The organism is Microbacterium sp. GXF7504, assembly GCF_054798235.1.
In genome coordinates this window covers 45,321-70,749 of the sequence record NZ_JBSJZI010000006.1, presented here as the reverse complement: position 1 = coordinate 70,749, position 25,429 = coordinate 45,321, and the positions used below count along the sequence as shown (strand labels likewise).

The 25,429-nt window shown below is 72.7% G+C and carries 23 protein-coding genes; 6 read left to right on the top strand and 17 right to left on the bottom strand.

Features of this window, described 5'->3' with window-relative positions:
• Nucleotides 1–12: 12 nt before the first annotated feature.
• Entirely contained in the window at nucleotides 13–1,917 is a 1,905-nt protein-coding gene (locus ACWAUO_RS14190) for a chorismate-binding protein (RefSeq protein WP_460776341.1), read from the top strand.
• A 159-nt stretch (nucleotides 1,918–2,076) separates the two neighbouring features.
• Here ACWAUO_RS14190 and ACWAUO_RS14185 read toward each other — a convergent pair whose 3' ends face one another.
• Complete coding sequence (locus ACWAUO_RS14185; RefSeq protein WP_460776340.1) at nucleotides 2,077–3,420, bottom strand: M50 family metallopeptidase; 1,344 nt, start codon at nucleotides 3,418–3,420, stop codon at nucleotides 2,077–2,079.
• A gap of 49 nt (nucleotides 3,421–3,469) precedes the next feature.
• Between ACWAUO_RS14185 and ACWAUO_RS14180 the strand changes: the two genes are divergently transcribed.
• From ACWAUO_RS14180 to ACWAUO_RS14170, 3 genes are all read left to right on the top strand, one after another.
• Entirely contained in the window at nucleotides 3,470–4,060 is a 591-nt protein-coding gene (locus ACWAUO_RS14180; RefSeq protein ID WP_460776338.1) for a hypothetical protein, read from the top strand.
• Nucleotides 4,061–4,174: 114 nt separating this feature from the next.
• Nucleotides 4,175–4,852: a YcnI family protein gene (locus tag ACWAUO_RS14175; protein WP_460776337.1), complete on the top strand. Its 678-nt coding sequence runs from the start codon at nucleotides 4,175–4,177 to the stop codon at nucleotides 4,850–4,852.
• Nucleotides 4,853–4,916: 64 nt separating this feature from the next.
• Nucleotides 4,917–6,566, top strand: coding sequence for a Mur ligase family protein (locus ACWAUO_RS14170; protein ID WP_460776335.1), 1,650 nt, complete (start codon nucleotides 4,917–4,919; stop codon nucleotides 6,564–6,566).
• Nucleotides 6,567–6,900: 334 nt separating this feature from the next.
• Here the strand turns inward: ACWAUO_RS14170 and dxr are convergent, their stop codons facing one another.
• Both dxr and ACWAUO_RS14160 read right to left on the bottom strand, forming a co-directional pair.
• Nucleotides 6,901–7,983, bottom strand: a complete 1,083-nt coding sequence (dxr, locus tag ACWAUO_RS14165) for a 1-deoxy-D-xylulose-5-phosphate reductoisomerase (RefSeq protein ID WP_460776334.1) — start codon at nucleotides 7,981–7,983, stop codon at nucleotides 6,901–6,903.
• A 16-nt stretch (nucleotides 7,984–7,999) separates the two neighbouring features.
• Complete coding sequence (locus ACWAUO_RS14160; protein ID WP_460776332.1) at nucleotides 8,000–8,941, bottom strand: FKBP-type peptidyl-prolyl cis-trans isomerase; 942 nt, start codon at nucleotides 8,939–8,941, stop codon at nucleotides 8,000–8,002.
• 75 nt (nucleotides 8,942–9,016) lie between these two features.
• Between ACWAUO_RS14160 and ACWAUO_RS14155 the strand changes: the two genes are divergently transcribed.
• Complete coding sequence (locus ACWAUO_RS14155; RefSeq protein WP_460776331.1) at nucleotides 9,017–9,844, top strand: lysophospholipid acyltransferase family protein; 828 nt, start codon at nucleotides 9,017–9,019, stop codon at nucleotides 9,842–9,844.
• Nucleotides 9,845–9,855: 11 nt separating this feature from the next.
• Here the strand turns inward: ACWAUO_RS14155 and ACWAUO_RS14150 are convergent, their stop codons facing one another.
• A complete protein-coding gene (locus ACWAUO_RS14150) occupies nucleotides 9,856–10,326 on the bottom strand; it encodes an OsmC family protein (protein WP_460776329.1) in 471 nt (156 codons plus the stop codon).
• Nucleotides 10,327–10,360: 34 nt separating this feature from the next.
• On the opposite strand from ACWAUO_RS14150, the gene ACWAUO_RS14145 reads away from it, so the two are divergent.
• Complete coding sequence (locus ACWAUO_RS14145; RefSeq protein WP_460776327.1) at nucleotides 10,361–11,350, top strand: asparaginase; 990 nt, start codon at nucleotides 10,361–10,363, stop codon at nucleotides 11,348–11,350.
• Between the two features lie 7 nt (nucleotides 11,351–11,357).
• On the opposite strand, the gene ACWAUO_RS14140 is transcribed toward ACWAUO_RS14145, so the two are convergent.
• The 13 genes from ACWAUO_RS14140 to atpB all read right to left on the bottom strand — a co-directional run bounded on the left by ACWAUO_RS14140 (nucleotide 11,358) and on the right by atpB (nucleotide 25,262).
• Nucleotides 11,358–13,055, bottom strand: coding sequence for a long-chain-fatty-acid--CoA ligase (locus ACWAUO_RS14140; protein ID WP_460776325.1), 1,698 nt, complete (start codon nucleotides 13,053–13,055; stop codon nucleotides 11,358–11,360).
• 68 nt (nucleotides 13,056–13,123) lie between these two features.
• On the bottom strand, nucleotides 13,124–15,772 hold the full coding sequence (locus tag ACWAUO_RS14135) for an FtsK/SpoIIIE domain-containing protein (RefSeq protein ID WP_460776324.1): 2,649 nt from the start codon (nucleotides 15,770–15,772) through the stop codon (nucleotides 13,124–13,126).
• A 154-nt stretch (nucleotides 15,773–15,926) separates the two neighbouring features.
• The gene (locus ACWAUO_RS14130) at nucleotides 15,927–16,697 is read right to left on the bottom strand and encodes a PP2C family protein-serine/threonine phosphatase (protein WP_460776322.1); all 771 of its coding nucleotides are present in this window, start codon (nucleotides 16,695–16,697) and stop codon (nucleotides 15,927–15,929) included.
• Nucleotides 16,698–16,832: 135 nt separating this feature from the next.
• Nucleotides 16,833–17,537, bottom strand: a complete 705-nt coding sequence (locus tag ACWAUO_RS14125) for a large exoprotein (RefSeq protein WP_460776320.1) — start codon at nucleotides 17,535–17,537, stop codon at nucleotides 16,833–16,835.
• 104 nt (nucleotides 17,538–17,641) lie between these two features.
• The gene (locus tag ACWAUO_RS14120; protein ID WP_460776319.1) at nucleotides 17,642–18,394 is read right to left on the bottom strand and encodes a YaaA family protein; all 753 of its coding nucleotides are present in this window, start codon (nucleotides 18,392–18,394) and stop codon (nucleotides 17,642–17,644) included.
• A gap of 67 nt (nucleotides 18,395–18,461) precedes the next feature.
• The gene (locus ACWAUO_RS14115; protein WP_460776317.1) at nucleotides 18,462–18,722 is read right to left on the bottom strand and encodes a F0F1 ATP synthase subunit epsilon; all 261 of its coding nucleotides are present in this window, start codon (nucleotides 18,720–18,722) and stop codon (nucleotides 18,462–18,464) included.
• A gap of 1 nt (nucleotide 18,723) precedes the next feature.
• A complete protein-coding gene (gene atpD, locus ACWAUO_RS14110) occupies nucleotides 18,724–20,178 on the bottom strand; it encodes a F0F1 ATP synthase subunit beta (protein WP_460776316.1) in 1,455 nt (484 codons plus the stop codon).
• 18 nt (nucleotides 20,179–20,196) lie between these two features.
• Nucleotides 20,197–21,096: a F0F1 ATP synthase subunit gamma gene (locus ACWAUO_RS14105; protein ID WP_460776314.1), complete on the bottom strand. Its 900-nt coding sequence runs from the start codon at nucleotides 21,094–21,096 to the stop codon at nucleotides 20,197–20,199.
• A 19-nt stretch (nucleotides 21,097–21,115) separates the two neighbouring features.
• Complete coding sequence (gene atpA / locus ACWAUO_RS14100; RefSeq protein ID WP_460776312.1) at nucleotides 21,116–22,756, bottom strand: F0F1 ATP synthase subunit alpha; 1,641 nt, start codon at nucleotides 22,754–22,756, stop codon at nucleotides 21,116–21,118.
• 63 nt (nucleotides 22,757–22,819) lie between these two features.
• Complete coding sequence (locus ACWAUO_RS14095) at nucleotides 22,820–23,611, bottom strand: F0F1 ATP synthase subunit delta (RefSeq protein WP_460776311.1); 792 nt, start codon at nucleotides 23,609–23,611, stop codon at nucleotides 22,820–22,822.
• Nucleotides 23,611–24,168 carry a F0F1 ATP synthase subunit B gene (locus ACWAUO_RS14090; protein ID WP_460776310.1) on the bottom strand — a complete coding sequence of 186 codons (558 nt, stop codon included), beginning with the start codon at nucleotides 24,166–24,168 and terminating at the stop codon, nucleotides 23,611–23,613. The genes ACWAUO_RS14095 and ACWAUO_RS14090 overlap by 1 nt, the downstream gene beginning before the upstream one ends.
• A gap of 28 nt (nucleotides 24,169–24,196) precedes the next feature.
• Nucleotides 24,197–24,433 (bottom strand): F0F1 ATP synthase subunit C, encoded by a 237-nt coding sequence (atpE, locus tag ACWAUO_RS14085; protein ID WP_320435482.1) that lies wholly within the window; start codon nucleotides 24,431–24,433, stop codon nucleotides 24,197–24,199.
• A gap of 40 nt (nucleotides 24,434–24,473) precedes the next feature.
• On the bottom strand, nucleotides 24,474–25,262 hold the full coding sequence (gene atpB / locus ACWAUO_RS14080; RefSeq protein ID WP_460776308.1) for a F0F1 ATP synthase subunit A: 789 nt from the start codon (nucleotides 25,260–25,262) through the stop codon (nucleotides 24,474–24,476).
• Nucleotides 25,263–25,429 lie beyond the last annotated feature (167 nt).

The following is a 25,429-nucleotide window of genomic DNA, read 5'->3' as shown; positions in this document are numbered from 1 at the left end:
GAAAGATCTGTCATGACCGGAACCGCTTCGGCCGTCCTCGCCGACCTGTCCTCCTCCGCCGCGCCGTTCGCGCTCATCGCGCGCGAGCCCGGCTGGGTCGAGGTGCTCACCGGTGAGGTCGTCGACGTCGACCGGCTCGCCGACATCCCGCTGACGGATGCGGCCGGCCGCCCCCGCGAGGTGCTCGCGCTCGTGCCGTTCCGGCAGGTGGTCGAGCGCGGCTTCGACTGCCACGACGACGCCGCACCGCTGCGCTGCCTCGTCGTCGACGAGCACCGCCGCCTGCCGCGCGAGGAGGTCGTGTCGGCGCTCCCGACCGCGACGATCCCGCTCGCCGACGCCGGGTTCGACGTCACCGACGACGAGTACGCCGAGACGGTCCGGACGGTGATCCGTGAGGAGATCGGCTCGGGCGAGGGGGCGAACTTCGTCATCCGCCGCGACTTCACCGCATCCGTCGACGCCGACCCGGCCCTGGCCGGGCTCACCTGGTTCCGTGCGCTGCTCGAGCACGAACGCGGCGCCTACTGGACCTTCCTCGTCGTCACCGAGGGCCACGTCGCGGTCGGCGCGAGCCCCGAGGCGCACGTGCGCGCGCACGGCGGGGTCGTCACGATGAACCCGATCTCCGGCACCTTCCGCCACCCGGCGGGCGGCGCGACCGTCGAGACGCTGTCGGAGTTCCTGGAGTCGACCAAGGAGACCGAGGAGCTCTTCATGGTCGTCGACGAGGAGCTGAAGATGATGAGCGCCGTCTGCAGCGACGGCGGCCGCATCACCGGGCCGCACCTGAAGGAGATGTCGCGGCTCACCCACACCGAGTACGAGCTCGAGGGGCACTCGACGCTCGACCCGCGCGACATCCTGCGCGAGACGATGTTCGCCCCGACCGTGACCGGCTCGCCGATGCAGAACGCATGCACCGTCATCACCCGCCACGAGCTCACCCCGCGCGGCTACTATTCCGGCGTCGCGGCGCTGTTCACCCCGACCGCCGACGGCGCGGACCACGACCTCGACGCGCCCATCCTCATCCGCACCGCGTACCTCGTGGACGGCCGCCTCCGCGTGCCCGTCGGCGCGACGCTCGTGCGCCACTCCGACCCGGCCGGTGAGGTGAGCGAGACCCACGGCAAGGCCGCCGGCGTGCTCGGCGCGATCGGCGCGATCCCGCGCGACGTCGCCCCCGTGACGGAGGCCGATCCGGACGAGCCCGCGCCCGAGCCGCGCCCGCTCGCGGAGGACCCGCACATCGCCGCGCTGCTCGCATCCCGCAACAGCCGGCTCGCCGCGTTCTGGCTGAACCCGCAGGACGTGACCGGCGAGGGCCCGTTCGCGGGGCACCGCGCGGTCGTCGTCGACGCGGAGGACCGCTTCACCACGATGCTCGCCCACCAGCTGCGTCACCTCGGCCTCGAGGTCGAGGTCGTGCCGTGGCCGGATGCGACGCCCGCGGTGCTCGACGCGGCCGACCTCGTGGTGTGCGGCCCCGGTCCCGGCGACCCCCGCGACGAGGAGAGCCCCCGGATCGCCCGGATGCGGGAGGTCGTCGTCCACCGGCTGGAGGGCGGCCGCCCCCTGCTGACCGTGTGCCTCAGCCACCAGGTGCTCGCGCACCGGCTCGGCATCGCGCTGGAGCCGCTCGCACGTCCGCACCAGGGCCTGCAGCTCGAGGTGGACCTGTTCGGCGAGCCCGCGTCCATCGGGTTCTACAACACCTTCACGGCCCGGGTGCCCGCCGGCACGACGCACGTCGGCCCGGCCGAGGTCGCCGCGGACGCGTCCGGCGACGTGTACGGGCTGCGCGGCGCCGCGTTCGCGTCGGTGCAGGGGCACCTGGAGTCGATCCTCTCCCGCGACGGCATGGCCGTGCTGGAGCGGCTCGTCGGCCACGCCCTCACCCCCGTCGGCGACTGACCGCATCCCCGCCTTCCCCCCGCGCGAGCCACCCCTCTTTCTGCGAGCCACCCCTCTTTCCACGGTCGGAAGAGGGGTGGCTCGCTGAAAAGGGGGTCGCTCGGCACCGGGTCGGGCGCGGCGGCCGGCGCCGGGCGGGCGGGCGGGCGGGCGGGCGACTCAGAACAGCGAGATCGGGTTGAACAGGTCGGCGAGGATGAGCGCCGCGCCCATCGCGACGAGCGCGATCACCACGACGAACGTGAGCGGGACGAGCTTCGTGGCGTCGACCGGCTTCGGCGGCGGACGGTGGAAGAGCTTCGCCGCCGTGCGCTTGGCACCGTCCCAGAGGGCGACCACCACGTGCCCGCCGTCCAGCGGCAGCAGCGGGATGAGGTTGAACACGAACAGCGCGATGTTCAGCGATCCGAGCAGGCCGATCATGAACGACACCCGGTTGATGATCGGGGCCTCGGATGCGGCGGCCTCCCCCGCGATGACGCTCGCGCCGACGACGCTGAGCGGTCCGTCGGGATCGCGTTCCTCGCCCGTGAACAGCGAGCCCGCGGCCTGCGCGACCTTCACCGGCAGCTGCCAGATGATCCCGGTGACCGCGCCGACGTTCTCGACCGCGGCGACCGCGCCCGACCAGACCGGCTGCCGGACGAACTCGCTGTCGGGCCGGAACCCGACGAAGCCGACCTCGGTCTCGACCTCCTCGCCGTCCGCGCCGACGACCGCGGCGGGCACCGCCACCGGCGTGACCGCGACCGTGCGCTGCTGACCGTCGCGCTCGACGAGGAGGCTCAACTGCCGCCCGGCGGAGGACTGGATGATCGCCGAGGCGTCGGCGAAGGTCTCCACCGGCGTGCCGTCGATCGCGAGGATCTCGTCGCCCGGCTCGAGGCCGGCGGCCTGCGCCGGGGTGGTCTCGGCGGCGCACGCCTGCGACCCCGAGGCCGCCGGCACGCAGTCGCTCAGCGACGCCACGCTCGCGGTCGCGGTCTGCAGGCCGATGCCGCTCAGCAGGATCGTGAACAGCACGATCGCGAGCAGCAGGTTCGTGATCGGGCCGCCGAGCATCACCACGACGCGCTTCCACACCGGGAGCCGGTAGAACACCCGGTCGTCGTCGGCGCCGACGAGGGTCTCGTCGTTCGCGGCGCGGGCGTCCTGCACCATGACCGAGAAGAACCGCCCCGCCCGCCGTCGTCCGGCGTCCGCCGCCGCATCCTGCGTCGCCTCGGCCTCGGCACCGACCGGCACGCGGTCGCCGAGTCCCGGCGAGGGCGGGTACATGCCCGCCATCGAGATGTAGCCGCCCAGCGGGATCGCCTTCACCCCGTACTCGGTCTCGCCCTTCCGGCGCGAGAACAGGGTGGGGCCGAACCCCACCATGTACTGGCCGACCCGCACGCCGAACGCCTTGGCGGGCAGCAGGTGGCCGAGTTCGTGCAGGGCGATCGACACCGCGAGCCCGACGACGAGCACGACGATGCCGATGACGAAGGCGAGGACGCTCACGCTCCCACGCTAGCCTCGGCGCCTTCGAATCAGCCGTTAGGGTGCTGCCATGCGCACACGTGACGAGCGGACCATGCGGGCCCGCCGTCACCGCGTCGCACGCGGCGGCGCCGCGACCGTGGTCGGGGTGCTGCTCGCCGCCGTGTCGCACACGTTCGGCGGCGGTTCGGCGCCCGGCCCCTGGACCGTGCTCGTCGCAGCGCTCCTGACCTGGCCGGTGGCGGTGCTGTTCGCGGCGCGTCGCCCGCGCCTCCTCGGCGCGGCTGTCGGAGCGCTGTGGGCGCAGGCGACGCTGCACACGCTCGCCGCACTCACCGTGGGCGCGACCGGCACGGTGCACGTCGCGCACCACGGCGTCATCGGCCTCGGTCCGGCCGGCGGGATCGTCCCGCCCGAGCCGGGGATGCTGGCGGCGCACCTGGCCGCGGCGGTCGCGGCGCTCACGGTCATCGGCTGCGGCACGCGCGTCCTGCGCGCGATCGCCCGCGGTCTGGGCGGCGCCGTCCGCCGCGCGACCGTCCGGCCGCGACCCCGGCCCGCGCCGCGCCTGCACGTCGCCGTCGCGTGCGCGCTGCCCGCCCCCGCGGCGTGGACCCGCACCCGGCACGGCCGGGCTCCCCCGCCGCTCCTCTCCCGCTGATCCGCCGCGACGACGCGTCGCCCCGGATCCGCCGATCCCGCCGTCACCCCGTCGGCGGGTCGTCCGTGCGCGCGCGGCGCCCTCGCCCGCGCGCCAGAACCGAGAGGAACCACCATGTCCGCATCCCGTCTCCGCAGCCCCGCCGCGCTCGCCGGCGCGGCCGCCCTCGCCGCCGCACTCGTGCTCGTGCCGCAGTCGGCGCACGCCCACGTCACCGTCACGCCCGACGCACCCGCCGTCGCCGGCGGGCACGGCGTGCTCGCCTTCGCGTTCAGCCACGGCTGCGACGGCGCCCCCACGACCGCCGTCACCATCGGCATCCCCGCGGGCATCGCCTCGGTCGCACCCACCGTCGCCCCCGGCTGGGACATCGCGGTGGTGCGCGGCGGCGGAGGCACCGGCATGGTCGAGGAGGTCGTGTTCACCGCCGCCGACCCGGTGCCGGACGGCCTCCGGGCCGAGCTCACCCTCGGCGTCGGCTACGCGCCGGAGAGCGCGGGCACGCAGCTCGTGTTCCCGGTGATCCAGACCTGCACCGAGGGCGAGCACGCGTGGACCGAGATCGCCCAGGACGGCGACGACCCGCACGGGCTCGATGCGCCGGCCCCCGTCGTGACGGTCGGCCCCGCGGCGGCCGCGCACGAGGGGCACGGCGCCGAGGGCTCCGCCACGGCGGCCGGAGCGGATGCCGACGGCGACCGTCTCGGCGTCTGGCTCGGCGCCGGCGGACTCGTCCTCGGCGCCGCCGGGCTCGTCACCGGCGCCGCGGCCTTCCGCCGGACCCGCCGCTGAGGCACGACGCGCGCCGCTCCGCTCACAGGGGCGGCGCGCGTCCCGTCTGGTTGAATGGAAGCCCATGTCGAGCACTGAACCTCCCGCCTCCCTGCCTCCGGTGCTGCGCCCGGAGCACCCGCCCCGGCGGAGCCTCCGCGCCCTGGCCGACCTCGCCTCAGCGCGCGTCATCGGTGACCTCGACGACGTGTGGCTGACCGGGATCACCCTCGCCACCGCCGACCTGCGGGCCGGCGAGGCGTTCGTCGCGCTGCAGGGGGTCAACCGCCACGGTGCCGAGTTCGCGGCGCAGGCCGCCGCATCCGGCGCGGTCGCCGTCATCACCGACGAGGCGGGCGCCGAGCTCGCCGCCGCATCCGGGCTCCCCGTGCTGGTCGTCGCGGAACCGCGCGCCCGGCTCGGCGAGCTGTCGGCATGGGTGTACGGCACGGGGCAGGACGACGACCTGCCGCTCCTGTTCGGCACGACCGGCACGAACGGCAAGACGAGCGTCTCGCACCTGCTGGAGGGGATGCTGAGCCAGCTCGGCGTCGTCACGGGCCTGTCGTCCACCGCCGAGCGGCACATCGCCGGCCAGGTCATCGTGTCCCGGCTGACGACGCCCGAGGCGAGCGAGTTCCACGCCCTGCTCGCGCTGATGCGCGAGCGCGGCGTCGAGGCGGTGGCCGTCGAGGTGAGCGCGCAGGCGCTGAGCCGCCACCGGGTCGACGGCATCGTGTTCGACGTCGCCTCGTTCACGAACCTCAGCCACGACCACCTCGACGACTACGCCGACATGCAGGAGTACCTCGAGGCGAAGCTGCCGCTGCTGCGCCCCGACCGCTCACGCCGTGCGGTCGTCTGCCTCGACTCGGCCGCCGGCGCCGAGGCGGTCGCCCGCTGCGAGGTGCCGTGCACGACGATCGTCACGCCCGCCATCGCGGCCGACCCCACGGTGCAGGCCGACTGGACCGTCGAGATCCTCGAGGAGCGGCAGGACGGCACGCGCTTCGCGCTGACCGGCCCGGCCGGCCGGCTCGAGACGACGGTGCCGGTCATCGGCCGGCACATGGCCGCAAACGCCGGGCTCGCGATCGTGATGCTGCTCGAGGGCGGCTTCGCCTGGGACCGCATCGCCGGCGCGCTCGACGGCGGCCGCATCCAGGCGTACCTCCCCGGCCGCACCGAGCGGGTCTCGGGTGAGCGCGGCCCCGCCGTGTACGTCGATTTCGGTCACTCCCCCGACGCGTTCGAGAAGACGCTCGCGGCGGTGCGCCACGTGACCCCCGGCCGCGTGCTCATGCTCTTCGGCGCCGACGGCGACCGCGACGCCACGAAACGGCACGACATGGGACGCACCGCGGTGGAGGGCAGCGACATCCTCGTGGTCACCGACCACCACCCGCGCCACGAGGACCCGGACGCCATCCGCGCCACGCTCCTCGAGGGCGCCCGTCGCGCCCGCCCCGACGCGGAGATCCACGAGTCCTCACCGCCCGAGCGCGCGATCCGCGAGGCCGTGGCGCTCGTCGGCGACGGTGACGCGATCCTCTGGGCCGGTCCCGGGCACCAGGACTACCGCGACATCCGCGGCGTCCGCACGCCCTACTCGGCGCGGGAGCTCGCCCGCCGGGCGCTCCGCGACGCCGGCTGGCCGGTGCCGGAGCCGCACTGGCCGGTGCCGTACCCGGAGGACCGCACGCCGGACTCCGACCCCACGCGTCCGTCGGCCTGATCCGCAGCGCTCACCGTCCGGCCGCGAGCGCTCGTCGGCGGCGGCTCACCGCCGCATCCGGTCCTGGCGGCTGCCCGCCCGCATCCGGTGATGGGGACTGCCCGCCGCATCCGGTGATGGGGACTGCCCGCCGCAACGGTGACGGCGTTCGGAGATGTCACGGGATTCGGGTCGGATGCGGCGATCCGCGCCGAATTCCGTGACACCCCCGAATCCGGTGACCTCCGAATCCCGTGACGGCCCGAATTCCGTGACACCCCCGAATCCGGTGACCCCCCGAATCCGGTGACCTCCGAATCCCGTGGCCTCGGATGCGACGCCGGGAGCGGCGGGTTCAGGCCGCGGCGATGGCGGCGTCGGCCGTGCGGCGCGCCCAGCCCTCGGCCTCGGCGAGCGAGTCCCGGGTGAGGGTCGAGGGTGCGTCGTGCGCGTCGACGACGCGGGCGACGGTGTCGACGATGCCGGTGAACGGCAGCCGCCCCTCGTGGAACGCGTCGACGGCCTGCTCGTTCGCGGCGTTGAACACCGCCGGGAACGTCCCGCCCGCGCGTCCGACCTGCTTGGCCAGGCGCACGGCCGGGAAGGCGGTCTCGTCGAGCGGCTCGAAGGTCCACGACGACGCGACGGTCCAGTCGAGCGGGGTCCCGACGCCGGCGACCCGGTGCGGCCAGTCGAGGCCGAGCGAGATCGGCAGCCGCATGTCCGGCGGCGAGGCCTGCGCGATCGTCGAGCCGTCGGTGAACTCCACCATCGAGTGCACGATCGACTGCGGGTGCACCACCACGTCGATGCGGTCGTAGGGCACCCCGAACAGCAGGTGCGCCTCGATGACCTCGAGCCCCTTGTTCACGAGGGTCGCGGAGTTCGTGGTGACCACCCGGCCCATGTCCCACGTCGGGTGCGCGAGCGCCTCCGCCGGCGTGACGTCGCGGAGCTCGTCGCGGCTCCGGCCCCGGAACGGCCCACCGGATGCGGTCACCACGAGCCTGCGGACCTCGTGCGCCGCGCCCGAGCGCAGCGCCTGGGCGATCGCGGAGTGCTCGGAGTCGACCGGCACGATCTGCCCGGGGGCGGCCAGCGCCGTGACGAGGTCGCCGCCCACGATGAGCGACTCCTTGTTCGCGAGGGCGAGCGTCCGCCCCGTCTCGAGCGCCGCGAGGGTCGGGCCGAGCCCGACCGACCCGGTGATGCCGTTCAGCACCACGTCGGCCTCGACGTCGCGGACGAGCTGCTCGGCCTCGGCCGCGCCGAGCGCGGTGTGCTCGACGCCGAACGCCTCCGCCTGCGCGGCGAGCCCGTCGCGGTCGGAGCCCGCGGCCAGGCCCACGACCGTGAAGCGACCGGGGTTGGCCCGGATCACGTCCAGGGCCTGGGTGCCGATGGAGCCGGTGGAACCGAGGATCAGGACGCGACGCATCCGCTCAGCCTAACGATCAGCCCTGGTCGACGGCCTGGATGTCGATCACGAAGATCAGCGTCTCGTTCTGCAGCTCGTGGCCGGTGGAGGCGCCGTAGCCGCAGGACGGGGGCATCGAGACGAGGACGGTGGAGCCGACCTTCTGGCCGACGAGGGCGTTGCCGAACCCGGCGACGACCTGCGTGGTCGCGAAGGTGGCGGGCTCGCCGCGGTCCCAGCTGGAGTCGAAGACGGTGCCGTCGGACCATTTCACACCGTGGTAGTCGACCGTCACGTCGTCGCCGGCCTCGACGGTCTCGCCGTCGCCCTCGGTGAGCACCTCGAGGGTGACCTCGGACGGGGGCTCGACGGCCGGCACGGTCACGGTCGGGGCGCCGTCCTCACCGAACTCGACGGTCGGGAACGCGGCCGGATCGGTCGGCTCGACCGGCTGGCACCACTTGTCGGCGGGGACCGCGCCGAGCAGGTCGATGACGTAGACCGCCGCCGAGCTCGACTCGGTGGCGGCGGTGACCGCGGTCACGCGGGTGCCGACGGTGGCGCAGCCGAGCGCGTCGCCGAGGACACTGCCCGCGACGATCGGTGCCGGCGCGATCTCGCCGGCCGCGTAGCCTGCGCTCTCCAGCAGCTCGCCGCTCTGCGCGTCGTATGCGGCGACGGCGTAGGTGACGTAGTCGCCCTCGGCGATCTCCTCGCCCGTGCCCTCGACGACGACGGTGCGCTCGAGCGTCTCCGCCTCGAGGGGCGCGGCGAAGGTCACGGTCGGCTCGGCGCCGACCTCGCCGGAGACCTCCACGGCCTCGGATGCGGCGCCGGACTCGGCGACGTCGGCGCACAGGTCGAGGCTCGCCACGGTGCTCGCGGTCGGGTCGGGCTCGGCGTCGCCCGCGGCGCAGCCGGCGAGGGCGAGCACCGCCGCGACGGCGACGGACAGGGCGGCGATCGGTCGGACGCGCACGGGTGACCTCATTCGTTCGGGAGAAAGGACTCCCCCATCATCCCGCATCCGCTTCTGTGCGCGCTGGGAACCCCCATGCACGGACCGGCATGCGAACCGGAGTATCGTCGTGGGGTGACTTCAGCGGAGCGTCCCGATCCCATCGAGCCCACCGCCCGGACCGCCGAGGCCAAGCCCGTCACGGATGTCGGCTTCGCGTACATGCTCGGCCGGTACGTCATCGCACCCCTCGCCCGGTTGTTCTACATGCCGCGCATCGAGGGCAGGAAGCACGTGCCCAAGCAGGGCCCGGTGATCTTCGCCAGCAACCACCTGTCGTTCATCGACTCGTTCGCGATCCCGCTGGCGTCGCCGCGCCCGGTGCAGTTCCTCGCGAAGTCGAGCTACTTCGACGGCAAGGGGCTGAAGGGCTGGATCTCCCGCGAGTTCTTCACCGCCCTCGGCGCGAACCCCGTCGAGCGCGGTGCCGGTCAGGCGGCGCTGGACGCGCTCGACCAGCAGAAGCGGATGCTGGAGGCGGGCAAGGCCATCGCGCTCTACCCGGAGGGCACGCGTTCGCTCGACGGCCGGCTCTACAAGGGGCGCACCGGTGTCGCGTTCCTCGCGCTGCAGACCGGCGCGCCGGTCGTGCCGGTGGGGCTCATCGGCACGAACGAGGCGATGCCGGTCGGCGCGAGGTTCCCGCGGCTGCGCCCCCGCGTGACGATCAGGTTCGGCGAGCCGCTGGATCTCACCCCGCACGGTCCGGCGTCCTCGGGCAAGGCGCGTCGACTCGCGACCGACGACATCATGGCGGCGATCCACGGCCTGTCCGGGCAGGAGCTCGCCGGCACCTACAACGAGGTCCCCGCGCACGGCGCGATCGAGCGCATCAAGCAGGTGCTCCCGCACGAGCGCCGCTGACCCGGATCCGCTCAGGCGGCGACGACGGTCGCCTCGTGGCGCACCGGGAAGTTCACCGAGTTCGCGATGAAGCACCACGCGTTCGCCTGCGCGTGCGCGGCCTCGGCCGCCTCGACCATCGAGGCGTCGGCGACGACCACGTCGGGATGCAGCACGACCTCGACGAACGCACCGCCGCCCTTCCCGTCCTCACGCATGACGCCCGTCGCGCGGTCGCGGTAGGACACCACGATGACGCCGGCGCCCACACATGCGTGCAGGTACGACAACAGGTGGCACTCGGACAGCGCGGCCATCAGCATGTCCTCCGGGTTCCACCGGGTCGGATCGCCGCGGAACGGCGTGTCGCTCGACGCGAGCAGTTCGGGCTTGCCGGCCACCTCGACCGTGATCGACCGGTCGTAGTCGCGGTAGCCGGAGGTCCCGGTGCCACGGTTGCCGGTCCAGACGCTCGTGAGTTCGTAGCGGTGCTCGCCCATCATGCGGCCAGTCTGGCACGGGCCGTAGGCTGGGAGGATGCCTCAGACGTTCGCCGTGTCCGCCGCCGCCGAGCTCGCCGTCGTGGAGCGCAGCGGCTTCGTCGAGTCCCGGCACGCCGGGTCCGCCGTGGTCATCGCGCCCGACGGCACCACGACGCGCACGCTCGGCGACCCGTCGGCGCTGGTGCTGCCGCGGTCCACCCTCAAGCCGCTGCAGGCGCTCGCGTGCCTCACGGCCGGGGCCGACCTGCACGGTGACCACCTCGGCATCGCGACCGCGAGCCACACCGGCACCGAGCGGCACGTCGCGCTGGTGCGCGACATCCTCACCGCGGCGGGACTCACCGAGGACGACCTCGGCTGCCCGGCGGCGTGGCCGATCGACCGCGCGGCGCGCGACGAGATGGTGCGCGACCACGCCCCGGCCTCCCGCATCCGCATGGAGTGCTCGGGCAAGCACGCGGCCATGCTCCTCGCCTGCCGCGCGAACGGCTGGGAGACCGCGGGCTACCTCGACCCGTCGCACCCGCTGCAGCAGCACGTCCTGCAGGTCGTGGAGCGGCTGACCGGTGAGCGGCCGGCCGCGAGCGCCACCGACGGATGCGGCGCGCCCGTGCACGCCGTCTCGCTGACCGGGCTCGCCCGCGCCCTCCACCGGATGGGCACGGCGTCGGAGCGCTCACCGTTCGCGCTGCACCGCCACGGCGCGACCCTGCTCGCCGCGGTGCGGAACTCGCCGTGGACCATCGCCGGACCGGGCAGCCCCGACACGCTCGTGATCGAGCGGACCGGCGCGTTCGCGAAGACCGGCGCCGAGGGGGTCATGGTCATGGTCGCCCCGGACGGCACGACGGTCGCGCTGAAGACGCTCGACGGCTCGACCCGTGTCGGGGCGGTGGTCGCGCTCCGGCTCCTGGAGCAGGCCGGCGCCCTTCCCTCCGCCGACGTCGAGCGGGCGCTGGCGGACCTGCCGCTCACCTTGACCGGCGGCGGCGCCCCGGTGGGCGCGATCCGCGCGACCGTCTGAGCCCGGCTCAGTCCCCGAGGATCCGCTCGCGCACCTCGCGGCGGAGCACCTTCCCCACGAGCGAGCGCGGCAGCTCGTCCATGATGACCACGCGTCGGGGCACCTTGTACGCGGCGAGGTGCGCGCGGCAGTAGTCGCGGAGCGCATCCGGACCGGCGGCGGCGCCCTCGCGCAGCACGACGGCCGCCGCGACCGTCTCGCTCCCGTCCGGCCGCGGCAGGGCCACGACCGCGGCCGCCTCGACGTCGGGGTGCGTCTCGAGCGTGTTCTCCACCTCGCTCGGTGACACGTTGAAGCCGCCCGTGATGATGAGCTCCTTCAGCCGGTCGACGATCGTGACGAAGCCGTCCTCGGAGACGAGGGCGATGTCGCCGGAGCGGAGCCATCCGCCCTCCAGCAGCACGGCGGCGGTCTCCGCGGGGCGGTTCCAGTACCCCGCGAACACCTGCGGACCGCGGATGAGGAGTTCGCCCTGCTCCCCCGCGGGCAGGTCGACGGTCGGATCCGCCGGGTCGACGACGCGGATGTCGGTGCCGGGGAACGGCACCCCGACGGTGCCGGGACGCCGGGTGGGTCCCATCGGGTTGCCGAGCGCGACCGGGGAGGTCTCGGTCATGCCGTACCCCTCGACGAGCAGGCCGCCGGTCGCCTCCTCCCAGCGGCGGATGGTCGCCACCGGCAGGCTCATGGCGCCGGAGATCGCGAAGCGCACGCTGGACAGGTCGATCGTGCCGCGGGACGCGGCGCGGGCCAGCGCGTCGTAGATCGGCGGCACGGCGGGCAGGAACGTCGGCGGGCTCGTCTTCGCCGCCTGGGTGACGAGGTCGAGGTCGAACGTCGGGAACAGCACGAGTCTCGCGCCGATGCTCATCGCGAACGTGAGGCACAGGGTCATGCCGTACGCGTGGAAGAGCGGCAGCACCCCGTAGAACGTCTCCTCGCCGTCGACGAGGCCGGGCACCCAGGCGCGGCCCTGCAACGCGTTCGCGCAGAGGTTCGCGTGCGTGAGGATCGCGCCCTTCGGCTGTCCGGTCGTGCCGCTCGTGTACTGCAGCAGCGCGGTGTCCTCCAGCGCAGGACGCGGGACGCGCCGGGAGATGCGCCGGTTGTCCAGGAGCGACTCCCAGGTACGGGGCCGACGTGCGGTCGGCGGCGTGCCGAGCTTCGCGCGGGCCGCGCGCGCGGCGGGCAGGGGCAGCCGCAGGGCGATCCGCTTCGAGAGCGGCAGCGCGGTGGTGATGTCGACGCTGATGAGCTGCTCGGGCCGCACGTCGGACGGGAACTCGGCGACCGTGTCGTAGACGCGGTCCCACACGATCGCGAACCGCGCGCCATGGTCCTCGAACTGGTGGCGCAGCTCCCGCGCCGTGTAGAGCGGGTTGTGCTCGACGACGACGGCGCCCAGCCGCAGCACGGCGGAGAAGGCGACGACGTGCTGCGGGCAGTTCGGGAGGATGAGGGCGACCCGGTCGCCGCGGCGCAGGCCGAGACGCCGTAGTCCCTCCGCGACGCGGTCGACCTGCTCCCCGAGGAGCCGGTACGACGTGGTCCGGCCGAAGAACTCCAGCGCGGTCTTCGAGCCGTACGCCTTGACACTCGCCGCGAGCATGTCGGGGAGCGTCTGCAGCGGCCGGTCAATCTCCGCCGGCACGCCGGGCGCGTACGAGGCGAGCCAGGGACGGGATGCATACGGCTGAATCGGCATGATTCCATCCTGCTCCCTTGCGGCACCGACCGCAGGCGGTTGCGCACGACCGGCCCGTCGTCCCACCGTCACCAGCGGACGCGACCTGCGGCGCCGCCCGCGTCCGCCCCGGGGAGCAGCACGCGTCGGGGACGGCCGGCGCCGTCCAGCAGCCAGGCGCGACCTCGACCGGGTGCGCAGTACGGCGGCAGGGCCCGGTCGCCGGTGAGGAGTCGGTAGTCGCCGCCGCACGCGGCGTCCACGACGAGCTCCCCGTGCGCGCGGACCGCGGCCAGCTCCTGCCACGACCGCTGCCACTGGTCGACGTCACCGACGACTACACGCACGGGTCCGTCGGCGGATCCGGCCTCCCCGGGCGCCGTGACCGTCGCCCCCAGCGCGTGGAGCGCGTCGCGGATGCCGCGGGCGCGGCCGCCGCCCGAGAGGACGAGCCCGCTCACACCCGGGACCGGCCGCCACCGTTCGACGACCGGCGCGACGGCCGGAGGTGCTCCCGGGGCGTCGAGGAACTGCACGGCCGTGCCGTCGACGGTGCCGCGTCCGCGTGGTGCGTGCGGGTCGTGGGTCGCGACCTCGGCGCCGGCGCTCACGTGGTCCAGACGCGACGGCAGCCGCAGCACCGCCCGCCGTCCGCACAGGTCGACCAGGCGCGCGGCCGGGCCGCCGATGCGACCGACGGCGATCACCGGGCACCTGCCGCCGGCGCGGACCATCGTCGTGATCCGGTCCGCGACGGCCGCGGCGTGATCGGGCGGGAACCTGGTGAGCAGCACGTCGAGGTCGTCGCACACGAGGAGCGAGCCGGGCGCGGCGGGGTCCTCCGCGGCGAGCAGGTCCCATGCGGCCTCCGGGTCGGCCGGGAGCACGAGGGCGCCCGGGTCCTGCGCCGCCAGTGCACGAAGCAGTCCGCTGCGGCCGGAGCCCGGACCGCCGATCACCGCGAGCCCGCCGTCGCCGTGCCGCAGGAGCAGCGGTCCCTGCCGTTGCCGTGCCGGCTCGTCGGCGATCCCCAGCACGAACCCGTCCGGCGAGGCGGGCACGCCGTCCGCCGGCAGACGGTCGGGAAGCGGGGGCAGCCACGGTGCCCGGGGCGGCGCCCCACCGGCGGCGGCGCGGGCGACCGCGGCGATGTCGTGGTCGCCCGTGAGCGCGATGCGCACCCGCGTCGCGCGTGCGGCGTCGGCGACGCGGATGTGGGCGACCCCGTGTTCGGGTTCGACCGCCGCGTCGTCGCCGCCGAGCAGGAAGCGGCTGTCCGCCGCATCCGTGACCCGGAGGCTCACCCGCAGCGGGCAGTTCGCGAGCAGCGCGTCCCGGACCACGCCGGACGCGCGCTGCGTGCCCAGGATGAGGTGCATGCCGAGCGCACGGCCACGTGCGGCGACGTCGGTGAAGACCGCGCCGAGCTCGGGGGCGGCCTGCAGCAGCGCCGCGAACTCGTCCACCACGATCACGAGGCGCGGCAGCCCGGCGGCCGGGTCGCCGACGTCACGCACCCCGCCTGCGGCGAGCACGGCCTCCCGGTGCCGGATCTCCGCGCGGAGCGACTCGATCGCGCGCCGCGCTCCGCGGTCGTCGAGGTCGGTGACGACGCCGGTGACGTGCGGCAGCCCCGCCAGCCGGTCGAACGCGGTGCCGCCCTTGAAGTCGGCCAGCAGGAACGTGACCTCCTCGACGCCGCGACCCGCTGCCATCCCGGTGATCCAGCTGGTGAGCAGCTCGCTCTTGCCGGCACCGGTGATGCCGGCGACGACCGCATGCGGGCCGTCGGCGACGAGGTCGAGTCGGAACGGGCCGTCGGCGGTGGCACCCAGGTGGACCGCGAGTCCTCCGGTCGCCGCGGGCAGGTCGCCGAACCTCACGCCGGCGGGGAACCGCGTCGCGGGCGACGCCGTCCGCGCCCGTTCGGCGAGTGCCGCGACGACCGCCCGGGCCTGCGCGGTGGAGACGGCCTCGACGCACAGCGGGACGATGCGTCCGTCGTGGTCGAGGTGCGCGGTGTCCGGTCCGGTCAGGGTGAGGACGGCGGCGCATCCCGGAGGCGGCGGCACACCCGGCGGGAGTGCGACGACGCCGATGTCGCCGGGTGCCGACGGCGGCGCGGCGACGAGCCGGCGCGGCGCCGGCGGGGTGTGCGGCACGGCGGCGGCCCAGCGTTCGTCGAGTCCGTCGGCGAACACCGCACCGGGCGCCAGCCGGCACAGCACCTGCACCTGGAGGGCGCGCGCGACCGCCTCGGCGAGCACCGACGGCCCGACGACCGCGATACCGGCCGTCATCGGCACCGCGAGCGGCGCGTCGTCGAGGGTCTCGGCCTCGGCCCGGAGGACCGACACCGCCCGGTCGTCACCGGTCAGCCGGATGCCGGCGGCGACCGTGCCGCGGCCGACGACCAGCGTCTCGACGCGGGCCGGGACGGGCCGCCAGGGCTCGGCGCGGTCGGTGGTGAGCCGGAGCAGGTCGGGTTCGGCCGCCCACCGCGATGCGCGCTCGGCGTCGCGCAGTGCCGCGAGCTCGGCACGGGCGTGGGTCAGCGTCCTCCGCCGGTGCGCGTCGTCGCGCCGCCGGGCCCGCCGGGCGGCGAACCCGGCGTCGATATAGGTGGCGGCCGCCATGACCGGCGCCAGCGCGCAGAACCACAGCGCGAAAGGCGAGCCGGTGAGGACGAACAGCAGCACACCGCCCATGACCGGGACGATCGCGGCGAGGACCGGCACGCCCGACCTGGCCGGAGCGGGCGGTGGCGGGGGAACCCGGACGGTGCGCTCGTCGTGCATGCCCTCCAGTGCACCGCGGGCCGAGGGCCGCGGGCGACGACGCCGGCGGGAGGTGGACGGCGCGGGGCGTCTCGGGCGCTGGGGAGGACGGGTGTCAGGCGGGGCGGGACACGTCGAGCACGATCACGGTGACGTTGTCGCGCCCGCCGTTCTCGAGCGCGGCGTCGAGCATCGCCTCGACGGCCTCCGCCGGGTCGCGATGCTCCCGGAGGAAGTGCTGGATGCCGTAGTCCGTGAGCTCCTTGGTCAGCCCGTCGGAGCACACCACGAAGCGGTCGCCGTCGACGACGTCGAGGCGCACGTAGTCGGGGCGCACGCTCTCGCTCGGGCCGACCGCCCGCGTGATGACGTTGCCGTACGGGTGGTTCTCCGCCTCCTCCGGGCTGAGGCGCCCGGCGGCGACGAGCTCCTGCACGACCGAGTGGTCGGTCGTGATCTGCACGAGGTTGTCGTCGCGGAGGAGGTACACGCGGGAGTCGCCGATGTTCAGGGTGACCCAGTGCGGTTCGGCGCCGCTGAGGTCGAGGAAGACGCCGGTGACGGTGGTGCCGGTGCCGTCGTCGGTCGCCTCGGGGTGCGCGGCGATGTCCTTCACCGCGCGTGCGAGGGCCTTCTCGATCGCCTTGGTGCTGACGTTGCCGCCGTCGACGACGGCCTCGAGCCGCGCGACGGTGCGGGCGCTGGCGATCTCGCCGCCGATGTGCCCGCCCATGCCGTCGGCGACGACGAACAGCGGGTAGGCGGCCAGCACGGCGTCCTGGTTGACCTCCCGGCGGCGGCCCACGTCCGTCGCGGCGGCCCAGCGCAGCTCCAGTGCCCCGGACGGCAGTGCGACGTCGTGGACGCGCGTCGTCGTGTCGGGCACGGGGGTCCTCTCGGCAGTCCTGCGGGCGCCGCAGAGCACGGCGGCGTCCTCACATCCTAGTCCGACCGCGCCGGGGCGACTTCCCTCCGACACGCGAAGGAGCCCCCTGCGCGGGCAGGGGGCTCCTGGGTCGGCTCAGGGGCGGGGCGCCTCCGGGTCGGACGGCGGTGCGGGCGGCGCCGGCGGCACGTCACCGGTGGCTGCCCCACCGGCGGGTGCGGCGGGCGGGGGCGGGTAGGCACCGGGGGCGGTGCCTGCGGCCGGCGGCGGGTAGGCGCCGGGGGCGGGCGGCGGGTACGCGCCGGGGGCGCCGGCCGCCGGCGCGGCGGATGCCTGCTGCGGGATCCCCTGCCAGACGGTCTTGTCGGCCAGGAACGTGGACGCCCACGGGGCAGGACGGATCGCGCTGTTCCAGCGCGAGGAGTCGAACGCGAGGATCGCCAGCCAGATGAGGGCGCCGAGGCCGGGGATCAGCCACAGGAGCAGGAAGTACCACTCCTTGTCCAGCTTCTGGCCCACGCGCCACGCGATCACGATGTACATCGCGTACTCGACGAGCACGAGCAGCCAGCCGATGACGGGGACCTGGCTGAGGACGGCGGCACCGAGCACGACGCCCAGCGCGACCCACGGCGAGAAGTCGCCGAGCTTCGAGAAGACGAGCCAGTTGTAGACCGGCACCCAGGCGCGCCACTTGCCCTGCACGCCCGCCTTGTCGAAGATCCGCATGAGGAGGAAGGCGCTGATGACGTAGCTGATGAGCGCGGTGATCAGGAGGATGGGGATGAGGATCAGGAGGAAGGCCAGGAAGGCCGCTCCCGAACCGTCGTCGTAATACATGCGTCGTGATCCTGTCGTCAGGGCCGGTGCCCGGCCGCGGGTCGCGAGCGCACCGCTCGCGGCCCCATGCTAGCGACCCTCACGGCGTTTGTTCAGCATTCGCGTCATACGTGCGCGAACAGTCGCCACTCCCCCGCGGCCGGTTCGACCCGCCATCCCGCCTGCTCGAGCACGGCGGCGAGGGATGCCGGGTCGGCCACGTCCGCACGGAGCCCGGCGAGGTCGCGGACGAGCCGCCCCTTCGTCGCCTTGTTGAAGTGGTTGAGCGCACGCACCGCGCCGTCGGGGCCCGCCGTGACGACACGGACGTAGACGGACGGAAGGCCGGCCGGGACCGGACCCAGCGCGGCGTAGGCCTCCGAGCGGAGGTCGAGGACGAACCGGGGTGCCGTCGCGGCGAGGGCGTCGGATACGGGCGCCGCCCAGAACCGCCGCATCGGCGGGAGCCCCGGGAGCGCCGCGTTCGCCGCGAGGCGGTAGGCCGGCACGGGGTCGAGCGCGCCGACCGGGCCGAACGGGGCGGAGTGGATCATGACGTGTGCGCCGAGCCAGGCCCGGGCCGCGGCGTCGAGACCCTCCGCCGCGAGGGCGTCGTAGAGCACACCGGTGTAGCGGTCCACGGCCGGCATCGTGCGCGACGTCCGCAGCGCCGCGTTCACCGCCACCTCGCCGCGCTGTCGTGCGCTGAGCTTCAGCACCCGCGCGGCTTCGTCCTCGTCCGCGCTGAGCGCCACGAGCGCCTCGACGGCGGCCGCGCGCTGCGGCCGGAGCGACGGCAGCGCGAGCGCGTCGAGGTCGAGCGGGGCACCGTCACCGCCGGGACGCTTCGTCTCGGACGGGGGCAGCAGGATCAGCATCCGGGTCCTTCATGAAACGACGCACGCCGCCCGTGGATCACGGGCGGCGTGCGTGCGGGTGGTGGTGTCAGGAGACGAGCGCCGCGTGTCCGGCGACGATGGTCACCTCGTCGTGCTCGACCGAGACGAAGCCGTCCCGGGCGTCGGCGACGACCTTGGAACCGCTCGTCTCGGTGATCCGGACCTGGCCGTCGGCGAGGATCGCCAGCACGGGCTCGTGACCGGTCATGAACCCGATCTCGCCCTCGACGGTCTTGGCGACGACGAGCGACGCCTCACCGGTCCAGACCTCCGCGTCCGCGGAGACCAGGCTCACCTTCAGCGGCATGTCAGCCGTTCTCCTTCTGGATCTGCGCCCACTTGGCCTCGACGTCGGAGATGCCGCCGACGTTGAAGAAGGCCTGCTCGGCGACGTGGTCGAACTCGCCCTTGACGATCGCGTCGAACGACTCGATGGTCTCCTTGATCGGGACCGTGGAGCCCTCGACGCCGGTGAACTTCTTCGCCATGTAGGTGTTCTGCGAGAGGAACTGCTGGATGCGGCGTGCACGCGACACGACGATCTTGTCCTCTTCGGAGAGCTCGTCGACACCGAGGATCGCGATGATCTCCTGCAGCTCCTTGTTCTTCTGCAGGATCTGCTTCACGGCGGTGGCCACGCGGTAGTGGTCGGCGCCGATGTAGCGCGGGTCGAGGATGCGGCTCGTCGAGGTCAGCGGGTCGACGGCGGGGTACAGACCCTTCGACGCGATCTCACGGGAGAGCTCGGTCGTGGCGTCGAGGTGCGCGAACGTGGTCGCCGGCGCCGGGTCGGTGTAGTCGTCGGCGGGCACGTAGATCGCCTGCAGCGAGGTGATCGAGTGACCGCGCGTCGAGGTGATGCGCTCCTGGAGCACACCCATCTCGTCGGCGAGGTTCGGCTGGTAGCCCACGGCGGAGGGCATGCGGCCGAGCAGCGTCGACACCTCGGAACCCGCCTGCGTGAAGCGGAAGATGTTGTCGATGAACAGCAGCACGTCCTGCTTCTGGACGTCGCGGAAGTACTCGGCCATGGTCAGGGCCGAGAGGGCGACGCGAAGACGCGTCCCCGGCGGCTCGTCCATCTGGCCGAAGACGAGGGCGGTCTTGTCGAAGACGCCCGCGTCCTCCATCTCGTGGATGAGGTCGTTGCCCTCACGGGTGCGCTCACCGACACCGGCGAACACCGACACACCACCGTGGTCCTGCGCGACGCGCTGGATCATCTCCTGGATGAGGACGGTCTTGCCGACGCCCGCACCACCGAAGAGGCCGATCTTGCCACCCTGCACGTACGGGGTGAGCAGGTCGATGACCTTGATGCCGGTCTCGAACATCTGGGTCTTCGACTCGAGCTGGTCGAAGCTGGGCGCCTTGCGGTGGATGCCCCAGCGCTCGGTGACCTCGATGGCGGCGCCGTCGGGCGCGTTCAGCACGTCACCCGTGACGTTGAACACCTTGCCCTTGGTGACGTCGCCGACGGGCACCGTGATGGGGCCGCCGGTGTCGCGCACCTCCTGGCCGCGGACGAGACCGTCGGTCGGCTTCAGCGCGATCGCACGGACGAGGTCGTCGCCGAGGTGCTGCGCGACCTCGAGCGTGATCTCCTGCGAGGACTCGCCGATGACGATGGTCGTCTTCAGGGCGTTGTAGATGTCCGGGATGGCGTCGTGCGGGAACTCGATGTCGACGACGGGGCCGGTCACGCGCGCGATGCGCCCGACGACGGCGGCTTCCGTCTGCTCGGCGGGAGCGGTGGTGGTCATGGTCTTCTTCCTTGTTCTCTACTTGCCGGACGCCAGGGCGTCGGCACCGCCGACGATCTCGGCGATCTGCTGCGTGATCTCGGCCTGACGCGCGTTGTTGCGCAGGCGGGTGTAGTCGGTGATGAGCTTGTCGGCGTTGTCGCTGGCCGACTTCATCGCCTTCTGCGTCGCCGCGTGCTTGGCCGCGGAGGACTGCAGGAGGGCGTTGAAGACGCGGCTCTGGATGTACACCGGCAGGAGCGCGTCCAGGACGGTCTCCGCATCCGGCTCGAACTCGTACAGCGGGTAGACGGCGCCCGATGCCGGCTCGTCCGAGGCCTCGACGACCTCGAGCGGGAGCAGGCGGACCGTCTCCGGCGACTGCGTCATCATGCTGACGAAGCGGTTGTACACGAGGTGGATCTCGTCCACGCCGTCGTTCTCGCCGCCGCGGTTGAAGGCCTCGAGCAGGGTGCTCGAGATCTCCTCCGCCGTGCTGAACTGCGGAGTGTCGGTGTCACCGGTCCACTCGGCGGCCGCGGCCATCTTGCGGAACTGGAAGTAGCCGACGGCCTTGCGGCCGACGAGGTAGAACACCGGCTCGCGGCCCTCCTCGCGCAGCAGCGTCGCCAGCTCCAGCGCCTCGCGCAGGATCTGCGAGTTGAACGCACCGGCGAGCCCGCGGTCCGAGGTGAAGATGACCACCGCGGAGCGGCGGATCACCTCGGGCTCGCGGGTCAGCGGGTGGTCCACGTTGGAGTACGTGGCCACCGCCGACACGGCACGCGTCACCGCGCGGGCGAACGGCGAGGACGCGCGCACGCGCGCCATCGCCTTCTGGATGCGCGAAGCCGCGATGAGTTCCATCGCCTTCGTGATCTTCTTGGTGGTCTGCGCAGAAGAGATCTTCTGCTTGTAGACCCGGAGTTGTGCGCCCATGGTTACGGTTCCCGGAGGCTCAGCCTCGGCGGCCCTTGACGATCTTCTCCTGGTTCACGTCATCCTCCGACGCGGCGGCGAACTGCTCGTTGCCGGGTGCGTCGATGGCCTGGCCGTCACCGGCCTGGAACTCCAGGATGAAGGCGTCGGTGGCCTTCTCGAGCTCGGCGACGGTGTCGTCGTCGAGCACGTTGGTCTCACGCAGCGTGTCGAGCACCTTGGTGTTGCGACGCAGGTGGTCGAGCAGCTCGCGCTCGAAGCGCAGCACGTCCTCCACCGCGATGGTGTCGAGCTTGCCGTTGGTGCCGGCCCAGATCGAGACGACCTGCTCCTCCACCGGGTACGGCGAGTACTGCGGCTGCTTGAGCAGCTCGGTGAGGCGGGCACCGCGCTCGAGCTGACGGCGCGAGGCCGCGTCGAGGTCCGAGGCGAACATCGCGAACGCCTCGAGCGAGCGGTACTGGGCCAGCTCGAGCTTGAGCGTGCCGGAGACCTTCTTGATGGACTTGACCTGCGCGTCGCCGCCGACTCGCGAGACCGAGATACCCACGTCGACCGCCGGACGCTGGTTGGCGTTGAAGAGGTCGGACTGGAGGAAGATCTGGCCGTCGGTGATCGAGATCACGTTGGTCGGAATGTAGGCCGAGACGTCGTTGGCCTTGGTCTCGATGATCGGGAGGCCGGTCATCGAACCCGCACCCAGCTCGTCGGAGAGCTTCGCGCAACGCTCGAGCAGACGCGAGTGCAGGTAGAAGACGTCACCCGGGTAGGCCTCGCGCCCCGGCGGGCGGCGGAGGAGGAGCGACACGGCACGGTAGGCCTCGGCCTGCTTCGACAGGTCGTCGAAGATGATGAGGACGTGCTTGCCGCCGTACATCCAGTGCTGGCCGATGGCCGAGCCGGTGTAGGGGGCGAGGTACTTGAAGCCGGCCGGGTCGGAGGCGGGCGCGGCGACGATGGTGGTGTACTCCATCGCGCCGGCGTCCTCGAGCGCGCCCTTCACGGACGCGATCGTGGAGCCCTTCTGTCCGATCGCGACGTAGATGCAGCGCACCTGCTTGTTGACGTCGCCGGACTCCCAGTTGGCCTTCTGGTTGATGATCGTGTCGATCGCGATGGCCGTCTTGCCGGTCTGGCGGTCGCCGATGATCAGCTGACGCTGACCGCGGCCGACGGGGATCATCGCGTCGATGGCCTTGATGCCGGTCTGCAGCGGCTCGTGGACGCTCTTGCGCTGCATGACGCCGGGCGCCTGCAGCTCGAGCGCACGACGACCCTCGGACTCGATCGGGCCGAGGCCGTCGATCGGGTTGCCGAGCGGGTCGACCACGCGGCCGAGGTACCCGTCACCGACGGCGACCGAGAGGACCTCACCCGTGCGGGTGACCTGCTGGCCCTCCTCGATCCCGGCGAAGTCGCCCAGGACGACCACGCCGATCTCGTTCTCGTCGAGGTTCTGCGCGAGGCCCAGCGTGCCGTCCGCGAACGTCACGAGCTCGTTCGCCATGACACCCGGCAGTCCCTCGACGTGCGCGATGCCGTCGGCGGCGTCGATGACGGAGCCGACCTCGGCGGCCGCGGCCCCCGTGGGCTCGTAGGCCGCGGCGAAGTCCTTCAGTGCGTCACGGATGACGTCGGGGCTGATGGAGATGTCTGCCATTGTCTTCCTTCGTTCGTGGGGCCCTCGCCCCGAAAGTCTCCGCCGTGTGGGGCGGGAAGTCGTCTAGCCGGCCAACCGCTGACGCAGGTCGGCGATCCGGGTGGAGATGCTGGCGTCGATGAGGTCGTCGGCGACCTGCACGCGCACGCCTCCGACGATGGTCGGGTCGACCACGGTGTTCAGGGTGACCGGCTTGCCGTACCGCTCGGTGAGCGCGGCGGACAGGCGCTGGGCCTGTGCGTCGCTGAGCGGCGCGGCGGCGGTCACGGTCGCGACCGTGCGGCCGCGCTGGTCGGCCACCACGTCCATCGCGTCGCTGAGCAGCTGCCGCAGCCGGCGTCCGCGGGTGTTGCGCACCAGGGAGGTGACGACGAGCGCCGTCGCCTCGCTGACGCGGCCACCGAGGATCGACGAGACGAGCGCGCCCTTGGACGCGGGGTCGCCGATCCGGCTGCCGAGCGCGAGCTCCAGGTCCGGGTTCGCGGTGACGATCCCGGCGACCTGGAAGATCTCCTGCTCGAGGTCGGTCTGCGGCGCCGCCACGGAGGCCGCACGCACGGCGAGCTCCTCGATGCCGTCGACCAGGTCGGTGGCCGAGGACCACCGCTGGTCGACGACGACACCGAGCAGCGAGAGCGTCGCCGGCGACACCGAGGCGCCGAACACGGCGTTCACGACGCCGCGTCGCGCCTCGGGCGTCGCAGCGGAGTCGGCCAGGGCCGAACGCAGGTGCGAGTTGTCGCCGAGGGCACGCGCGGCCTCGAACAGCTCCCCGGTCACACCGAGGTCGATACCGGTCGTCCGGGCGAGCGCCGCGTGAGCGCCAGCCAGAGCGTGCGTGGTCGCGCTGCCCATTACTTCGTCGCCTTCTCGGATGCTTCGAGGTCGGCCAGGAAGCGGTCGACCACGTTCTGCGCGGTCGCGTCGTCCTTCAGCTTCTCCCCGATGACACCGCCGGCGAGGTCGAGGGCGAGCGAGCCCACCTCGGCGCGCAGCGACACGAGTGCCGCCTGACGCTCCGCCTCGATCTGCGCGCTGGCCTGGGCGGTGATGCGGGCGGCCTCGGCGGCAGCCTGCTCCTTCGCCTCGGCGACGATCTTCTTGCCGTCCTCACGGGCGGCCTCACGGATCTCACCGGCCTGCGTGCGCGCCTCGGCGAGCTGCGCGGTGTACTGCTCGAGCGCGGCCTCGGCCTGCTTCTGCGCCTGGTCGGCCTTCTCGATGTTGCCCTCGATGGCGGCGGCGCGCTCGTCGAGCAGCTTCTGCATCTTCGGCAGCACGACGCGCCAGAAGACGAAGAGGATGACCACGAAGCAGACGGCCGACCACACGATGTCGTACACCGCGGGGATCAGCGGGCTGGGAGCCGCCCCACCCTCCTCGGCAGCGCGGGTGACAAGAGCGTTCAGCATCCTGTCTCCTTACTTGTATCGAAAGGGATCAGAAGCCGAAGATGAAGCCGGTCGCGATACCGATGAACGCGAGGGCCTCGGTGAAGGCGATACCGATGAACATGAGGACCTGCAGGCGGCCGGCCAGCTCGGGCTGACGGGCGACGCCCTCGATCGTCTTGCCGACGACGATGCCCACGCCGATGGCGGGGCCGATGGCGGCGAGGCCGTAACCGATCGTCGCGACGGAGCCGGTCACCTGGGCGAGAACCGTAGTTGCGTCCACGGGTGTTTTCCTTTCGTTGAGGGCGGCGGAGCCGTCCCGGTCAGTGCTCGTCCGCGATCGCGAGCTGGATGTAGACCGCGGAGAGGATGGTGAAGACGTACGCCTGGAGGAAGGCCACCAGGAGTTCGAACAGGGTGAAGACGAAGCCGAAGGCGAGGGTGCCGACGCCGAGCGCCGTCCACCAGCCGCTGAGCGTGATCACGAAGAACTGCGTGGCTGCGAAGAACAGCACCAGCATCAGGTGACCGACGATCATGTTCATCAGCAGTCGCAGGGTCAGCGTGACCGGGCGGATGATGAACGTCGAGAGGAACTCGAGCGGGATGATGATGATGTACAGCGGCCACGGCACGCCGGAGGGCATCAGCGAGTTCTTGAAGAAGTTGCCGGGGCTCTTCTTCACACCCGCGTAGATGAACATCACGTAGGAGACGACCGCGAGCAGCAGCGGGACCGCGATCACGCTCGTGCCGGCGATGTTCAGGAACGGGATGACACCGGTCAGGTTCATGAACAGCGTCATGAAGAAGATCGTCGTGAGGATCGGCAGGAAGCGGTTGCCGTCCTTGCGGCCCAGCAGGTCCTGCGCGATGTTGACGCGGACGAAGTCCAGGCCCATCTCGACGACGCTCTGGAAGCGGCCGGGCACCAGCTTCATCCGGCGCGTGCCGATGACGAAGAGGATGACCAGCACCGCGGTGGCCAGCATCTGGATGAGGTTGATTCGCGTGATGGCGAACGCGGTCCCCTCGAAGAGGACGGCGTCAGGGAAGAACTCCCAGATCGACGGGGCGTGGAAGCCGTCGGACGACTCGGCGTTCGCGATCAAAGTCGCAGCTTGAGTAAACAGCACTGGCTCCAGCTTCGGGGCATCGGTACAACCGTTGCGACGACGGGCGGTGAAACTCCGCGCAGGCGAGCAGGCGCCTGCGATCGGATGCAAGGTAACCCTATCAAACTCCCGGGGTCATCCTGGCCGTCCGAGGCGGTCTACCG

What these genes read in the sequence shown, in the direction of transcription:
- ACWAUO_RS14190 (WP_460776341.1), top strand. Translation starts at nt 13, where the DNA reads ATGACCGGAACCGCTTCGGCCGTCCTCGCCGACCTGTCCTCCTCCGCC.
- ACWAUO_RS14180 (WP_460776338.1), top strand. Translation starts at nt 3,470, where the DNA reads ATGCGCACACGTGACGAGCGGACCATGCGGGCCCGCCGTCACCGCGTC.
- ACWAUO_RS14175 (WP_460776337.1), top strand. Translation starts at nt 4,175, where the DNA reads ATGTCCGCATCCCGTCTCCGCAGCCCCGCCGCGCTCGCCGGCGCGGCC.
- ACWAUO_RS14170 (WP_460776335.1), top strand. Translation starts at nt 4,917, where the DNA reads ATGTCGAGCACTGAACCTCCCGCCTCCCTGCCTCCGGTGCTGCGCCCG.
- dxr (WP_460776334.1), bottom strand. Translation starts at nt 7,983, where the DNA reads ATGCGTCGCGTCCTGATCCTCGGTTCCACCGGCTCCATCGGCACCCAG.
- ACWAUO_RS14155 (WP_460776331.1), top strand. Translation starts at nt 9,017, where the DNA reads ATGCACGGACCGGCATGCGAACCGGAGTATCGTCGTGGGGTGACTTCA.
- ACWAUO_RS14150 (WP_460776329.1), bottom strand. Translation starts at nt 10,326, where the DNA reads ATGATGGGCGAGCACCGCTACGAACTCACGAGCGTCTGGACCGGCAAC.
- ACWAUO_RS14145 (WP_460776327.1), top strand. Translation starts at nt 10,361, where the DNA reads ATGCCTCAGACGTTCGCCGTGTCCGCCGCCGCCGAGCTCGCCGTCGTG.
- ACWAUO_RS14140 (WP_460776325.1), bottom strand. Translation starts at nt 13,055, where the DNA reads ATGCCGATTCAGCCGTATGCATCCCGTCCCTGGCTCGCCTCGTACGCG.
- ACWAUO_RS14125 (WP_460776320.1), bottom strand. Translation starts at nt 17,537, where the DNA reads ATGTATTACGACGACGGTTCGGGAGCGGCCTTCCTGGCCTTCCTCCTG.
- ACWAUO_RS14120 (WP_460776319.1), bottom strand. Translation starts at nt 18,394, where the DNA reads ATGCTGATCCTGCTGCCCCCGTCCGAGACGAAGCGTCCCGGCGGTGAC.
- ACWAUO_RS14115 (WP_460776317.1), bottom strand. Translation starts at nt 18,722, where the DNA reads ATGCCGCTGAAGGTGAGCCTGGTCTCCGCGGACGCGGAGGTCTGGACC.
- atpD (WP_460776316.1), bottom strand. Translation starts at nt 20,178, where the DNA reads ATGACCACCACCGCTCCCGCCGAGCAGACGGAAGCCGCCGTCGTCGGG.
- ACWAUO_RS14105 (WP_460776314.1), bottom strand. Translation starts at nt 21,096, where the DNA reads ATGGGCGCACAACTCCGGGTCTACAAGCAGAAGATCTCTTCTGCGCAG.
- atpA (WP_460776312.1), bottom strand. Translation starts at nt 22,756, where the DNA reads ATGGCAGACATCTCCATCAGCCCCGACGTCATCCGTGACGCACTGAAG.
- ACWAUO_RS14095 (WP_460776311.1), bottom strand. Translation starts at nt 23,611, where the DNA reads ATGGGCAGCGCGACCACGCACGCTCTGGCTGGCGCTCACGCGGCGCTC.
- ACWAUO_RS14090 (WP_460776310.1), bottom strand. Translation starts at nt 24,168, where the DNA reads ATGCTGAACGCTCTTGTCACCCGCGCTGCCGAGGAGGGTGGGGCGGCT.